The sequence below is a fragment of the Marinobacter sediminum genome, from assembly GCF_023657445.1.
Lineage (GTDB): Bacteria > Pseudomonadota > Gammaproteobacteria > Pseudomonadales > Oleiphilaceae > Marinobacter > Marinobacter sediminum_A.
This window is the reverse complement of the sequence record NZ_JAGTWY010000001.1, coordinates 2,911,550-2,925,757: the sequence shown is the minus strand read 5'-3', so window position 1 is coordinate 2,925,757 and position 14,208 is coordinate 2,911,550. Positions and strand designations below refer to the sequence as shown.

12 protein-coding genes are annotated in these 14,208 nt (G+C 57.0%); 7 read left to right on the top strand and 5 right to left on the bottom strand.

Features of this window, described 5'->3' with window-relative positions; translation table 11 throughout:
* Positions 1–45 precede the first annotated feature (45 nt).
* Both nifJ and KFJ24_RS13850 read left to right on the top strand, forming a co-directional pair.
* A complete protein-coding gene (gene nifJ, locus KFJ24_RS13855) occupies positions 46–3,639 on the top strand; it encodes a pyruvate:ferredoxin (flavodoxin) oxidoreductase (protein WP_250831676.1) in 3,594 nt (1,197 codons plus the stop codon).
* The gene (locus KFJ24_RS13850; RefSeq protein ID WP_250831675.1) at positions 3,632–4,624 is read left to right on the top strand and encodes a dihydroorotate dehydrogenase-like protein; all 993 of its coding nucleotides are present in this window, start codon (positions 3,632–3,634) and stop codon (positions 4,622–4,624) included. The genes nifJ and KFJ24_RS13850 overlap by 8 nt, the downstream gene beginning before the upstream one ends.
* A 3-nt stretch (positions 4,625–4,627) precedes the next feature.
* Here KFJ24_RS13850 and KFJ24_RS13845 read toward each other — a convergent pair whose 3' ends face one another.
* Complete coding sequence (locus KFJ24_RS13845) at positions 4,628–5,032, bottom strand: acyl-CoA thioesterase (protein ID WP_250831674.1); 405 nt, start codon at positions 5,030–5,032, stop codon at positions 4,628–4,630.
* A gap of 195 nt (positions 5,033–5,227) precedes the next feature.
* Between KFJ24_RS13845 and KFJ24_RS13840 the strand changes: the two genes are divergently transcribed.
* The 5 genes from KFJ24_RS13840 (at position 5,228) to phoU (ending at position 10,721) form a co-directional block, all read left to right on the top strand.
* The gene (locus tag KFJ24_RS13840; RefSeq protein ID WP_250831673.1) at positions 5,228–6,271 is read left to right on the top strand and encodes a substrate-binding domain-containing protein; all 1,044 of its coding nucleotides are present in this window, start codon (positions 5,228–5,230) and stop codon (positions 6,269–6,271) included.
* A 139-nt stretch (positions 6,272–6,410) separates the two neighbouring features.
* Positions 6,411–7,799, top strand: coding sequence for a phosphate ABC transporter permease subunit PstC (pstC, locus tag KFJ24_RS13835; protein ID WP_250831672.1), 1,389 nt, complete (start codon positions 6,411–6,413; stop codon positions 7,797–7,799).
* Positions 7,792–9,066, top strand: a complete 1,275-nt coding sequence (gene pstA / locus KFJ24_RS13830) for a phosphate ABC transporter permease PstA (RefSeq protein ID WP_250831671.1) — start codon at positions 7,792–7,794, stop codon at positions 9,064–9,066. Before pstC ends, pstA begins: the two co-directional genes overlap by 8 nt.
* An 11-nt stretch (positions 9,067–9,077) precedes the next feature.
* Positions 9,078–9,965 carry a phosphate ABC transporter ATP-binding protein PstB gene (gene pstB / locus KFJ24_RS13825; RefSeq protein ID WP_250831670.1) on the top strand — a complete coding sequence of 296 codons (888 nt, stop codon included), beginning with the start codon at positions 9,078–9,080 and terminating at the stop codon, positions 9,963–9,965.
* A gap of 33 nt (positions 9,966–9,998) precedes the next feature.
* On the top strand, positions 9,999–10,721 hold the full coding sequence (phoU, locus tag KFJ24_RS13820) for a phosphate signaling complex protein PhoU (protein ID WP_250831669.1): 723 nt from the start codon (positions 9,999–10,001) through the stop codon (positions 10,719–10,721).
* A gap of 15 nt (positions 10,722–10,736) precedes the next feature.
* Here phoU and KFJ24_RS13815 read toward each other — a convergent pair whose 3' ends face one another.
* The 4 genes from KFJ24_RS13815 to KFJ24_RS13800 form a co-directional block, all read right to left on the bottom strand.
* The gene (locus KFJ24_RS13815) at positions 10,737–11,102 is read right to left on the bottom strand and encodes a histidine triad nucleotide-binding protein (protein ID WP_250831668.1); all 366 of its coding nucleotides are present in this window, start codon (positions 11,100–11,102) and stop codon (positions 10,737–10,739) included.
* A 49-nt stretch (positions 11,103–11,151) separates the two neighbouring features.
* The gene (locus KFJ24_RS13810; protein ID WP_250831667.1) at positions 11,152–12,447 is read right to left on the bottom strand and encodes an FAD-dependent monooxygenase; all 1,296 of its coding nucleotides are present in this window, start codon (positions 12,445–12,447) and stop codon (positions 11,152–11,154) included.
* 85 nt (positions 12,448–12,532) lie between these two features.
* Positions 12,533–13,087 (bottom strand): aminoacyl-tRNA deacylase, encoded by a 555-nt coding sequence (locus KFJ24_RS13805; protein ID WP_250831666.1) that lies wholly within the window; start codon positions 13,085–13,087, stop codon positions 12,533–12,535.
* Positions 13,088–13,256: 169 nt separating this feature from the next.
* Complete coding sequence (locus KFJ24_RS13800; RefSeq protein WP_250831665.1) at positions 13,257–14,090, bottom strand: mechanosensitive ion channel family protein; 834 nt, start codon at positions 14,088–14,090, stop codon at positions 13,257–13,259.
* Positions 14,091–14,208 lie beyond the last annotated feature (118 nt).

Sequence of the window (14,208 nt, the reverse complement as noted above, 5' to 3'; positions counted from 1 at the left end):
TAGACTCAAAACAGTCTGTCGGCCTGATCACAAGGAGTCGTGGCCATGAAGTTCCGCACCCTCGACGGCAATGAAGCCGTGGCTTCGGTGGCTTACCGCCTGAGCGAAACCATTGCCATTTACCCGATTACCCCGGCCTCAGTGATGGGTGAGCACGCTGATGACTGGGCTGCTCTGGGCAAGCCCAACCTCTGGGGGCAGGTGCCCAGTGTGGTGGAAATGCAGTCGGAAGCCGGCGCGGCCGGAACGATGCACGGGGCCCTTCAGGCGGGCTCGCTGGTGACGACCTTCACCGCGTCTCAGGGGCTGCTGCTCATGCTGCCCAACCTGTTCAAGATTGCGGGTGAGCTTTCGCCTTTCTGTATGCACATTGCCGCCCGCAGTGTTGCGACTCATGCCCTGTCAATTTTCTGTGATCACTCCGATGTAATGACGGCTCGCGGAACCGGCTTTGCTCTTCTGGCCTCCGGATCGGTTCAGGAAGCCCAGGATCTCGCGGCGATCGGCCACGCGGTATCCCTGGATAGCCGGGTACCGGTAATGCACTTCTTCGATGGTTTCCGAACTTCCCATGAAATATCCAAGATTGCAGCCCTGAGCGATGAGGACTTGCAGGCCCTGGTACCCCATGATGGATTGGAAGCGCACCGGAATCGTCGGATGACGCCGGATCGGCCGGTGGTGCGGGGCACGTCACAGAATCCCGATGCGTTTTTCCAATCCCGGGAGGCTACCAATCCGTTTTATCAGGCTTTCCCGAATCATCTGGAAGCTGTGATGGAGCGGTTTGCCGGGATTACCGGTCGGCAGTACCGCTTGTTCGATTATGTGGGCCACCCGGAGGCAGAGAGGGTGGTTGTCCTGATGGGCTCCGGCGCCGAGTGTGCCCACGAGACCGTGGATTGGCTGCTCGAGCAAGGAGAAAAGGTCGGTGTACTCAAGGTGCGCCTGTTCCGGCCCTTCGCCACCGATCGTTTCCTGCAGGCTTTACCCGAGAGCGTGAGGCACCTGGCGATACTGGACCGGACCAAAGAGCCCGGTGCCCAGGGTGAGCCACTGTTACTGGAAGTCAGCGGCGCATTGATGGAGGCCTACAGTCGGGGTGAGCGTGAGGTACTGCCGCGGGTGATCGGTGGTCGCTATGGTTTGTCCTCCCGGGAATTTACCCCGGCCATGGTATGCGCCATCTTCGATGAGCTGAAAGCTGAGGCATTGAAAACCCGCTTTACCGTCGGTGTCCGCGACGATGTCAGCCATCTCTCCCTTGACGTCGACAACGAGTTGGATATCGAGTCACCTAAAACCCGCCGCGCCCTGTTCTTCGGTCTGGGCGCCGACGGAACGGTCAGTAGTAACAAGGCCAGTATCAAAATCCTGGGAGAGGGTACCGACCTGTTTGCCCAGGGCCATTTTGTTTACGACTCCAAGAAGTCCGGAGCCACAACGGTTTCCCACCTGCGTTTTGGCCCGCTGCCAATCCGGTCCAGTTACCAGATCCGGAAGGCACAGTTCGTTGCCATTCATGCGCCCCAGTTTCTTGAGCGTTTTGATGTTCTGGAACACGCGGCTCAAGGGGCAACGGTACTGCTGAATGTGCCCTGGCCAAAGGATGAGGTCTGGAACCGGTTATCGGTAGAGGTCCAACGGGTCCTGCTAGAGCGCAAGATACGACTGTACATCATCGATGCTGCGGAAGTGGCGGAGAGGGCGGGGCTGGAGCGGCGCATCAATACCGTTATGCAGGTGTGTTTCTTCGCCCTCGCAGACATCCTGCCCCGTGATGAAGCCATCGACCGCATCAAGGAGTCCATTCGTCAGACGTGGGGTCGTCGAGGGCCGGAGGTGGTTCGCCGCAATGTGGAAGCGGTGGATTCCGCCCTGGCCAATCTGCACGAAGTGCCGGTGCCTGAAAAGGTAACGGCAACCCGCACCCGACCGCCGAGAGTGCCGGAGGATGCGCCCGATTTTGTGCAGAAGGTTACCCGGTTGCTGCTGGAGGGGCAGGGCGACAAGCTGCCAGTCAGTGCCTTCCCGCCGGACGGCACCTGGCCAACCGGCACCAGTCAGTTCGAGAAGCGAGCCATCGCTCAGGAAATCCCGATCTGGGAATCCGACCTGTGTGTGCAGTGCAACTTCTGTGCGATGATCTGCCCTCACACCGCGATCACCAGCAAAGTCTTTGAGCCGGACACCGGCAAGGATGCTCCCGAAACCTTCGAGGCCGTACCCGAGACGCATACGCCGGAACTGGAGGGGCTCGACTACCGGATTCAGGTAGCACCGGATGACTGTACCGGCTGCGGTTTGTGTGTCGAGGTGTGCCCCGCGAAAGACCGCACCCAGCCCAAGCGGAAAGCGATCAACATGCAGCCCCTCGAAGAACACCGGGAGGCCGAGGCTGAAAACCTGAAGTTCTTGCGCAACTTGCCGGAGGTGCCCAGAGAGCGTGTTCCCCGGGACTTCAAATCGTTACCGCTGCTTATTCCCCTGTTCGAGTATTCCGGTGCCTGCGCCGGCTGCGGTGAGACGCCCTACATTCGCCTGCTGACGCAGTTGCTGGGCGATCGCCTGCTGATTGCCAACGCCACCGGCTGTTCCTCGATCTACGGTGGCAATCTGCCGACCACCCCGTACACCGTGAATGCCGATGGCAGGGGGCCATCCTGGAATAACTCGTTGTTTGAGGATGCAGCTGAACTCGGTCTGGGCATGCGCCTTGGGCTTAACAAGCTGGTAGGCCGGGCGCGGCAGTTGCTGGATCGGCTTCAGGAACATCTTCCGGAAGGGCTTTATAGCGATCTGACCAGCACCTGCACCACCAGTGACGAAGCCGCTATGGCTTCAAGGCGTGAGGCCGTGAGCAGGCTTCGGGACTGGCTGACGGACCAGCAGGCGCCGGAAGCACGGGAGCTGGACAGCCTGGCCGATGAACTGTGCCCGAAGAGTGTGTGGGTGATCGGTGGTGACGGTTGGGCCTATGACATTGGCTATGGCGGTCTCGACCACGCTCTGGCTTCGGGCCAGAATCTGAAATTGCTGGTGCTGGATACCGAGGTGTATTCCAACACCGGGGGGCAGCAATCGAAGGCCACTCCGATGGGGGCGATTGCCAAGTTTGCCGCAGCCGGCAAGGAAACCCGCAAGAAAGACCTGGGCCTGCTGGCCATGAGTTATGGCCATGTGTACGTAGCCCAGATTGCCATGCAATCCCACAGCAATCAGACCACCAAAGCCTTGCAGGAGGCCGAAAGCTATGATGGTCCGGCACTGATTATTGCCCACAGCCCCTGCATCGCCCACGGCTACGATCTGGTGCACTCCCCGGCTCAGCAACGCCGGGCAGTGGATAGCTGGGCATGGCCGCTTTACCGGTTTGATCCCAGACGTATTCACGAGGGGTTGCCACCCCTGCAGCTGGACTCATTGCGCCAGAAGGTGACCATGAAAGCCTACATGCAGGAGGAAGCTCGGTTCCGCATGCTTGAGCTCAGGGATCCGGACCGTTATGAGCAGCTGGTCACCGCGGCCTCCGAAGCGGCGACCGAACAGAGGGAGCTCTACAAACAGCTTGCTGGCATTCACTTTGAGCCCCACGAATCCCCCGGGACCGATAATCAAAAGGGTGAACGTCATGACTGAACTGGCAACCCATTGGCTGGGGCTGGAGCTTCGTTCGCCCCTGGTGGTCGGCGCCAGCCCGCTGACAGATGACCTGGATGCATTGCAGGCTTGTGTTGATGCAGGCGCCGGGGCAGTGGTGATGCATTCGCTGTTCGAGGAACAGTTGGTGGCCGAACAGATGGCCGCGCACCGTTTTATTGACTCGCGTATCAACATGGACGCCGAGGCGCGCTCGTTTTTTCCGGAGTCCGAGGTATTTGAAATGGGGTCCGGGAGTTATCTCCGGCGCCTGGAACGGCTCCGCACCTCCCTGGGTGTGCCGGTAGTTGCATCACTTAATGGTATATCGCCCGGAGGCTGGACCCGGCATGCCCGGGAGCTTGAAGACGCCGGTGCGGCGGCAATTGAACTGAACCTTTACGACCTGGCAACGGATCCTGCCGACACAGCGGAAATTCTGGAGAGACGCCAGCTGGATGTGGTTCGGTCAGTGGTGGAGCAGGTCACTATTCCTGTCAGTGTAAAGTTGTCGCCCTTCTATTCTGCACTACCCGCCTTTGTGGCTGGTGTGGAAGCGGCGGGTGCGCGGGGCCTGGTGCTGTTCAACCGGTTCTACCAACCGGATATGGACCTGGACGAACTGAGCCTGAGCCGGGAAGTGGTGCTGTCTTCCAGTGCCGAGTTGCCGTTGCGATTGCACGGGGTTGCGATGCTGTCTGGCCGGACGGGCCTTGAAATGGTCGTCTCGGGCGGAGTCCATAGTGGCGACGATGCGGCCAAGGCGATCCTCTCTGGCGCCACTGCTGTTCAGGTGGTCTCGGCCGTATTGGCTGAGGGAGCCGGGGCCCTGGCAAGGATTACCGAGGAAATGAACCATCGGCTGTCCGGGATGGGTTACAGCTCGCTGGCGGAAGCCCGTGGCGTTCTGTCTATGGAGAACGCCCCGAACGCCCAGACCTGGGAGCGACTGAATTACGCCCGCCTGTTACAAGGCTGGAAATAAAGCCTAGAGACTTTGCTCCGGCACTTCCCGGATTCGACCGTGTTCATCAATAGCGACGTAGACAAATAGTCCTTCCGTCACTTTGCGCGGGTGCTTGGCCGTGCGATCCAGTGTCCAGACCTCCACTTTTATCTTCATGGAACTGCTGCCGATGTCCACCAGCTCGCAGTAGCAGCCGACCTGAGAACCTACCCGCAGGGGCGAAAGAAACTCCATGCGGTCCATGGCAACGGTGGCATTGCGACCCAGAGAGATTCTGCCGGCCATGGTGGCTGCGGCAATGTCCATCTGCTTGACCAGCCAGCCGGCAAAGACATCGCCGTTGGCATTAGTGTCCGAGGGAAGGGGGATGATCTGGAGTGTCAGTTCACCACGAGGCGTTGGTTTGTCATCGTCTAATGCTGTCATGGAGCCTGCCTTTTATTATTTCTGGAATTGTTTGAACACGCATGTTAGCGGCCTCGGACAGCTCTGCAAGCGAATTTGTGCTTTTGGGGCTATATTTCAGTCGCTGTAATAAAGTTGTCACAGAGTCCCATTAGTCTGCACACATCGGCAAAAAACATCCGACCAAACGTCCAAAGCAAATAATGGAGACTCGATGTGATGAAACTGAACAAGGCACTCGCTACAGTTGCACTGGCTGGCTCCGTTGCCGCCATCTCTGCGCCGGCAATGGCTCGCGACACTATCAGCATCGTGGGTTCTTCCACTGTTTACCCGTTCGCAACTGTTGTGGCAGAGCGTTTCGGAACCAAAACCGACTACAAGACTCCGAAGCTGGAATCGACCGGCTCCGGTGGTGGCATGAAGCTGTTCTGTCAGGGTCTCGGTACCCAGCACCCTGACATCACCAACGCTTCCCGCCGGATGAAAGGCTCCGAGTATGAGCTCTGCCAAAAGAACGGTGTGAAGGATATTACCGAGTTCCGTATTGGTTCTGACGGCATCGTGATCGCCAGCTCCAACAAGGCCGAGAACCTCGACATCACCCTCGAGCAGCTGTTCCTTGCCCTTGGCTCCAAGGTTCCTGTTGACGGCAAGTGGGTCGCCAACCCGAACGAGAAGTGGAGTGATGTTGACTCCAGCCTTCCCAATAAGCCCATTCGTGTGATGGGACCTCCCCCGACTTCCGGTACCCGTGATTCTTTCAACGAGCTGGCACTGGCTGCTGGTTGTGACCAATTGCCTGAGGCCAAGAGCCTGGGCAAAGACGAGCATGGCGCAATTTGTGAAAGTGTTCGTGAAGATGGCGCTTTCATTGAAGCCGGCGAGAACGACAACCTGATCGTCCAGAAACTGATCGGTGACACTGGTATGTACGGTGTGTTTGGTTTCAGTTTCCTGGAAGAGAACGCGGATCGTCTGCAGGCGGCCACCCTGAACGGTATGGTTCCGACCGCTGAGGACATTGCCGCTGATGAGTATCCGGTAGCCCGCTCGCTGTTTTTCTACGTGAAGAAGGCGCACGTTGGCGTCGTTCCTGGTATCCAGGAATATGTTAGCGAGTTTGCCAGCAATGCTGCGCTTGGAAGGAACGGTTACCTGAAAGATGTCGGCCTGATCATCCCGCCGCGCGAGCAGCTGATGGAGCTGATGGACAAGGCTGAGAATCTGCCGAACCTTGCTCTGGAAGAGCTCAAATAAACCGAAAGGATTCGGGAAAATAAGGGTGCGGGCCTTGAATGGGTCTCGCACCCTTTGCTCGTTCAGGGGGCGCCCGGTGCGAGGCAAGGCTCAAGTCTGTAAACTGGGCGCCTATTTAAAGTCGTAGACAGGAATATTCATGCAACCGGCTAATCTGTTCCTATTCACTATTGTGCTCGCGATCGTGGCCTATTTTCTGGGCTATGCCCGGTCCCGGTCGCTGGCCATGCCACTGGGTGGGATTCGTCATCTAAAGTCTCTGCCTTTCTATTACGGAGCTCGAGCTGCCCTTTGGTGTGGGATCCCCGCCCTGATTGTTCTGGGACTGTGGGCCGCGTTTCAAGGGAAAGTGATTCAGCTTCTGGTTGTCGGGTCTCTGCCGCCTGAGATGGTGCCTTCCGGTTCCGGAGAGGCCAGTCTGCTTCTGAGCAAGATCAGTAATGTGGCCAGCGGTGCTCTGCCTGTTGGGTTTGTGGAAGCACCTATCGTGGAAGCAGCGGAGCGCCTGACAGCATTGCGGGCCGAGAGCCGTTTTTTTATGTCGGCGCTGGTTATTGCCGTCGCGGTTCTGGCGGGGTTCCTTGGTTGGCTGCGAATCCGCCCCCGTCTGAATGCCCGAACGCAGGTTGAGTCTATTCTCAAGTGGCTGTTTTTCTCCTGCGCGGCTCTCGCCATTCTGACCACTATCGGCATCATCTTTTCGGTCGCCTTTGAAACCATCCGTTTCTTCGGAAAAGTCCCGTTTACAGAGTTTTTCTTCGGTACCCAGTGGAGCCCGCAGACTGCGCTCCGGGCAGACCAGGTCGCCGCCGAGGGTGCCTTCGGCATGATTCCTCTGTTCACCGGCACCCTGCTGATTTCCGCCATCGCCATGGTGGTCGCTGTACCGGTGGGGCTGCTTTCGGCCATTTACCTTTCAGAGTATGCCAACAGGAAAGTCCGGGGTGTGGTAAAGCCTCTGCTGGAAATGCTGGCCGGTATTCCGACCGTTGTTTACGGCTTTTTTGCGGCCCTGACGGTTGCACCCTTTATCAGCGACCTTGCTGCCTCTCTTGGCATTGAAGCTTCTTCTCAAACTGCGCTGGCAGCCGGTGGTGTCATGGGGGTCATGATTATCCCGTTTGTTTCGTCACTGTCGGATGATGTCATCAACGCTGTACCTCAAACGCTCCGGGACGGTTCACTGGCACTGGGTGCTACCCAGTCCGAGACCATGAAGAAAGTGATTTTTCCAGCCGCGCTACCCGGCATCATGGGGGGCGTGCTGCTGGCGGTTTCCCGTGCGATTGGCGAGACCATGATTGTGGTGATGGCTGCGGGCCTGGCGGCAAACCTGACGGCGAACCCTCTGGAAACCGTAACGACGGTGACAGTCCAGATTGTAACGCTGCTCACGGGGGACCAGGAGTTCGACAGCGCCAAGACACTGGCGGCTTTCGCACTGGGCGCCATGCTCTTCCTGGCGACCCTGTTGCTGAACGTAATTGCCCTGAAAATTGTGCGTAAATATCGGGAACAGTATGACTGACCAACCTTCTCAGGCGGAACTTGTCCGCCAGTCGCTCAAACGCCGGTACCGCAAGGAACGCCGGTTCCGTGCCTATGGGATTCTGGCAATCGCCATCGCGCTTTCCGCGCTGGTGATTCTCTTTACCGATATCATTGGTAAGGGGTATACCGGATTCCTCAAAACCACCATCACCATGGATGTGCATCTCGATGGTGAAATGATGTACCTGGACGACCCCACAGACGCACGACAGCTCAAAATGGCGGATTTTGTGGAGCCATTGGTTCAGGCCGCGATCAAGGAGATACCCGAAGCGACAGAGGACGATCGCGACGCGGTTCGAGGGCTGATCAATCCCTATGCTTCGGTTGCGTTAAGGGATGCACTCAAGGCTAATCCGGACTGGCTGGGTAGTACCAGGAGTATGACCTTCCTGTCTCACACAGATGTTGATGTGTATGTAAAACACGCAGGTGACGGCGGCTACTCAATCAAGCTGGATGAACAGCAGAAGGCATGGGTAGATCAGCTCCAGGAGCGGGGAGCCATAGACACTTCGTTCAATGATGTGTTCTTCAGTGGTGGTGATTCCCGCGATCCCTCCAAGGCCGGGATTCTGGGTGCGATTGTCGGGTCTTTGCTGACCATGTTTATTACGTTGATTCTGTCCTTCCCGATCGGCGTTGCTGCCGCCATTTATCTGGAGGAATTCGCGCCCCAGAATAAGCTCACTGACTTTATCGAAGTGAACATCAACAACCTCGCGGCGGTTCCTTCAATCATTTTTGGTCTGTTGGGTCTGGCGGTGTTTATTAATCTGTTTGGTATGCCGCGCTCGGTTCCGGTTGTCGGTGGCCTGGTGCTTACCCTGATGACGTTGCCGACTATTATTATTTCCAGCCGTGCAGCCATCAAGAGTGTTCCACCGTCCATCCGGGAAGCAGCCGAGGGTATCGGTGCCTCCAAAATGCAGGTGGTGCTGCACCATGTCCTGCCGCTCGCCATGCCCGGCATGCTCACCGGCTCGATTATCGGTATGGCGCAGGCGTTGGGTGAAACTGCGCCGTTGCTGTTAATCGGCATGGTGGCTTTTATTGTGGATGTTCCGGGAGGCCTCTTCGATTCTGCGACGGTTCTGCCGGTGCAGGTTTTCCTGTGGGCAGGCAGCCCCGAGCTGGCCTTTATCGAACGCGCGTCAGCCGCCATTATGGTGTTGCTGGCCTTCCTGATCAGTATGAATGCATTGGCCATCTGGATGCGTAAACGCCTCGAGCGCCGGTGGTAAGGAGAATCAAGATGAATACCATGAACTCAACCATTACCAGTGAAGTGCCTCAGTCGGAAGAGGCTGCTGCACCCGCTCAGGAAAACAAGCCGGCGGAGACGATCATTGAAGAAGGCAAGACGGTTGGCAAACCGTTCGCGGACGATGCGAAATTCAAACTTCGTGATGTTGAAGTTTTCTACGGTGAAAGCCGGGCGATCAAAAAGATCAGCCTGGACATTGGCCGGAACGAAGTAATCGCGTTTATCGGCCCATCAGGCTGCGGTAAGTCGACCTTTTTGCGCTGTCTGAATCGCATGAATGACAGCATCGATATCTGTCGGGTGAAAGGCTCCCTGCAACTGGATGACCTGGATATATACAACGGTAAACGGGACGTGGTTGAGCTGCGTGCCCGGGTGGGTATGGTATTCCAGAAGCCCAATCCGTTCCCGAAATCGATCTACGATAACGTCGCTTATGGCCCCCGCATCCATGGGCTTGCCAACCGCAAGTCTGACCTGGATGACATTGTCGAAAACAGTCTGCGTAAAGCGGGCCTCTGGGAGGAGGCCAAGGACCGCCTGGATGCGACCGCGACCGGTATGTCTGGTGGTCAGCAGCAACGCTTGTGCATCGCCCGCGCCATTGCAGTGAGTCCGGAAGTGGTCTTGATGGATGAGCCCTGTTCAGCCCTGGATCCGATTGCCACGGCAAAGGTGGAAGAACTGATCGCCGAGCTTTCCGAGAGCTACACCATCGTGATAGTCACCCACTCCATGCAGCAGGCGGCGCGGGTATCTCATCGTACGGCCTATTTCCATCTGGGGCACCTGGTGGAAGTAAACGAGACCAACAAGGTATTTACCTCACCGGAACACGAACTCACAGAATCCTACATTACAGGTCGTTTCGGTTAATTCCGGATCAGAGGAACATTGGAGAAGCACGGTATGCCAACACAGAAGGATCATGTATACGGGGATCATATTTCCCACAAGTTCAATGACGAACTGATGGAGCTCAAGACCGAATTCCTGAAAATGGGAGGGATGGTCGAGACTCAGGTAGAAAATGCCATACAGGCACTGGTGGACGGTGACGGGCATCTGGCGGAGGAAATTCGCGCCAACGACAAGAAAGTCGACAAGATGGAAATGGACATAGACGAAGAGGCGACCCTGATTATCGCCCGTCGTCAGCCGACCGCGCGGGACCTGCGTCTGGTGATCTCTGTTATCAAGATGGTCGCCGATCTGGAGCGTGTCGGCGACGAGGCGAAGAAAATCGCCAAGCTCGCGATCAAACTCAGTGAGGAAGGACAGGCGCCCCGGGGTTACGTGGAAGTTCGCCACATTGGCACCCACGTCCTGAGCATGCTGCATGATGCGCTTGACGCCTTTGCCCGCCTGGATTCCGAGCAGGCACTTCGGATCATGAAGGAAGACAAGCGAGTGGACGAGGAGTATCAGGCGGCCGCCCGAACCCTGCTGACCTTCATGATGGAAGACACCCGTAATATCTCACGCTGCATGTCGGTGATGTGGGTTCTGCGCGCTCTGGAGCGTGTCGGAGACCACGCCTGTAATATTGCCGAGAACGTGATTTTTATGGTGAAGGGCGAGGATGTACGGCATACGCCGGTGGAAGAGGCCGAAAAGGTAGTGGGGCGCTAAAAGCCCCCACTTTGGTCAGGCCTGCTTCATCTTGTCGGTGTAGGGAGGCCAGCCAAGCGGCTTCCCTGCCAGCAGGTGCAGATGGATATGGAATACCGTCTGCCCGGCATTCTCCCCACAGTTCATAACGGTACGGTAGCCATCCTGGTCAAAGCCCATGTCTCTGGCCAGTTTTCCCGCCACCCAGTAAAGGTGTCCCACCAGTTCGCGGTCGCCTTCCTCGATCTCATTGATCGAGACGATGGGCTTTTTCGGAATGACCAGCAGGTGCACGGGTGCCTGGGGATTGATGTCCCTGAAGGCCAGGCTGATATCATCCTCGTAAACGATATCTGCCGGAATCTCCCGGTTAATGATCTTGGTAAAAATCGTTTCAGACATGTTGGCTCCCTTATTCGTTATCGGATTTTGTCTTGCTGTTCCCGGGCCGCTAAAGCTGATTAAACCCGGGCAGTCTGGCCGTTAGCTGTCTCACTATAGCAGGCATCTCTTCATCAATTCCCATGGCATACCGGGCCACCCGGTTACGTGCAAAGGGCAGGGCCCGGGCAGCACCCAGACCAAGATTGCGCAGCAGGTGCACTGGGGGAATGCGATTGCTGAACAGGTGGTAGAACAGATCCATGGTCAGCATCATCCGCCGGTTCGCAGGCCGCCTCTGCTGTTCATACTTGTCCAGCCATTTCGGGTCGGCCAGGTCATCGCCGGCGCGTTTGGCTTCTTTCAGTATGGTCTGGAGGTATTGGGCGTCCTGGAAACCCAGATTGACCCCCTGACCTGCCAGTGGGTTGATGGTGTGAGCCGAGTCGCCCGCCAAAACCACACGATTGGCAAAATAGTGTTTGGCATGCTGCCGGGCGATCGGAAAGCTGGCGAGAACATCAATATGGGTCAACAACGGAAGGTCCGAAGGGAACGCTTTTTGAATTTCGGCCATCAGCTGTTCGTTGGTTAAGGCCTTGAGACGGGAAAGTTCTTCCGGGGCATCGTACCAGACCAGCGAGCCCCAACTTTCTCCAGGATAGTCTGAACCGGCGCTGTGCAGCGGGAGGAAGGCTCGTGGCCCGGTTGGGTGAAACCCCTGCCAGGTGATGTTTTCTACCGGGCCCTGATAACGGACTGAGATGACCATGGCTTGCTGGCCGTACTGGTTACGGGTTACGCCGATACCTGCCATATCACGAATTCTGGATTGGGCGCCGTCTGCACCGATCACCAGTTTTGCCTCAAGATCCTTGCCGCTGTCCAGAGTCACGATGACGGCTTGGCCAGTTTGCTCAAGTGTTGAAACCTCGTGGCCTGCGATGACGGTAACCATCGGGTCAGCCTCGGCCGTTTTCCAAAGCGCCTGCTGGGTGACGGAGTTTTCGACGATGTGGCCGAGATGGGAAGTGCCCAGAGCCGTTGCATCGAACTCCACCTCTGTCAGCGTCCGGGGCATCAGATTACCAAGTGGGTGCCGGGTTTCATCCCAGACCGCGAGGCGTTGATACGGAGTTGCCCGCATCTCGAGAATGTGTTGCCAGGCACCCAGGGTGCGCAGGTAACGCTCACTGCCGACACTGAGGGCGGAAACGCGGATATCGGGGGCGGCCTCGGGATCAAAGCCGGGCACAGGCGCACGATCGACCATGGCGACCCTTAAGCCTTCATGTCCGAGGCCTGTGGCGAGGGCAGCACCGACCATTCCGGCGCCGACAACTACTACATCAAATGCTTGCGTCATATCGGGTTCCTGTCTGATGCCATCAGTTTACGCGATGGGACAGGTCAGACAAGCGACCCGGATCAAGCCCGCCTGGAACAGCTCATTACCCGACCATTCCAGATACTGCCTGCTTGCCAGTCTCTCCTGGCCGCCGCCGACCTTTCGTTAGCCAGGCCGGTTTCTGGGCGCCCGGTTTGACAAATCCATGATTGAGCACCATCGGCTGAACGAGACTCAGGAAATCCGCCGTCTTCATATGAACGGATTCGGTATGGCTGCCGGCAGCAAACGCCAGCTCGGGCTGTTCCGTAAGGGCCTCACTGCAATAAACAGACATTTCGAACAGGTTGCCAAAGGGTGGCATGGCGCCCACCTCACAGTCAGGGAAGCGATCCTGAAATTCCTGTTCATCGGCAAGGTCGACGAAATCAGTATCGAGAATCCGGGAAAGCCTGTCCCAGCGAATTCGCCATGTGGCTGGCATGACCAGCATGGCCATTTTGCCGTCCAGTTCAATAATCACGGTCTTGACGACCCGATCCCCGGCAATTTTCACGTGGTGTGCCAGTTCCTGAGCAGTGAACGCAGGGGGGTGGGAGAGGCACATGTACTCAACATCGGCCCCGTCGAGGAATTCTTTCAACTGCTGTACCGGCATAGTGACTGCCTCCTACCAGCAATGACAGCGATCCGAAGCCATTCGTTGTTTGTATGCCTGGCTCCGCTGGCCTGGCGGGGTTCACAAACCCCGCCATTATCGTCAGCTTAGTTGAGGTTGTGCAGTTTGCGAGTAACCGGTTGTATCAATGAGGAACGGTTCCGGCTTCTCACTCGGTTTTGTACATGTGAACGTCCCTCTGAGGGAACGGAATGCTGATGCCCTCGGCGTCAAAGGCCTTCTTGACCTTTTCCTGCATGTCCCAGTAGAACGGCCAGAGATCCGCTGACTTGGTCCATGCACGCACGGTCAGGTCGACGGAGCTTTCACCCAGGCCACCGACCACAATCATTGGTGCAGGATCGGACAGGGCACGGTCATCTGCTTCGATCAGGCCTTTGATAACGCTTTTGGCCTTGTCGATATCATCGCCATAGCCGATGCCGAATGACATGTCACAACGGCGGGTGTCGTAGACGCTCATGTTGGTCAGGCTGGCATTGGCCAGTTGGCCATTCGGAATGACGACCCGGCGGTTATCGAAGGTGTCCACGATGGTGTAAAGGATGGTTATTTCCCGGACCGAGCCAAGATAACCCTGGGCATCAATGACATCACCGACCTTGAACGGCTTGAAAATCAGGATCAGTACGCCGCCAGCAAAATTTGCGAGGCTACCCTGGAGTGCCAGACCTACCGCCAGGCCGGCGGCACCAACAATGGCGATGAACGAGGTGGTTGCAATGCCGACCATGGAGGCCACGGAAATCAGCAGGAGGATTTTGAGAAGTGCGCTGAACAGGCCGCAAAGAAACTTGTTCAGTGTCGGGTCTTTCTGCCCCAGTTTTTGGTCCAGGACGGCGATAAATCTGTTGATCAGCCAGAGGCCAACAATGAGGGTGACGATTGCCAGCACCACTTTCGGTGCGTAGGTCATGACCAGAGTGGTAGCCTGATCCATCAGTTCTGAAGCGTTTCCTTCAGCTCCAAAAAGATCTTCCATAAGTGAACTCCTTGTTCATTAATAATTTTTGGGTTTTTGTCGGATACGGGGACAAAACCTGAATTCATGGGGATTTGTCTAATGGTGTTTATAGCAGACAAATGTGTCGGACGTGTAA

What these genes read in the sequence shown, in the direction of transcription:
- KFJ24_RS13805 (WP_250831666.1), bottom strand. Translation starts at nt 13,087, where the DNA reads ATGCCGGTACAGCAGTTGAAAGAATTCCTCGACGGGGCCGATGTTGAG.
- KFJ24_RS13845 (WP_250831674.1), bottom strand. Translation starts at nt 5,032, where the DNA reads ATGACAGCATTAGACGATGACAAACCAACGCCTCGTGGTGAACTGACA.
- phoU (WP_250831669.1), top strand. Translation starts at nt 9,999, where the DNA reads ATGCCAACACAGAAGGATCATGTATACGGGGATCATATTTCCCACAAG.
- KFJ24_RS13800 (WP_250831665.1), bottom strand. Translation starts at nt 14,090, where the DNA reads ATGGAAGATCTTTTTGGAGCTGAAGGAAACGCTTCAGAACTGATGGAT.
- KFJ24_RS13850 (WP_250831675.1), top strand. Translation starts at nt 3,632, where the DNA reads ATGACTGAACTGGCAACCCATTGGCTGGGGCTGGAGCTTCGTTCGCCC.
- KFJ24_RS13815 (WP_250831668.1), bottom strand. Translation starts at nt 11,102, where the DNA reads ATGTCTGAAACGATTTTTACCAAGATCATTAACCGGGAGATTCCGGCA.
- pstA (WP_250831671.1), top strand. Translation starts at nt 7,792, where the DNA reads ATGACTGACCAACCTTCTCAGGCGGAACTTGTCCGCCAGTCGCTCAAA.
- nifJ (WP_250831676.1), top strand. Translation starts at nt 46, where the DNA reads ATGAAGTTCCGCACCCTCGACGGCAATGAAGCCGTGGCTTCGGTGGCT.
- pstC (WP_250831672.1), top strand. Translation starts at nt 6,411, where the DNA reads ATGCAACCGGCTAATCTGTTCCTATTCACTATTGTGCTCGCGATCGTG.
- pstB (WP_250831670.1), top strand. Translation starts at nt 9,078, where the DNA reads ATGAATACCATGAACTCAACCATTACCAGTGAAGTGCCTCAGTCGGAA.
- KFJ24_RS13810 (WP_250831667.1), bottom strand. Translation starts at nt 12,447, where the DNA reads ATGACGCAAGCATTTGATGTAGTAGTTGTCGGCGCCGGAATGGTCGGT.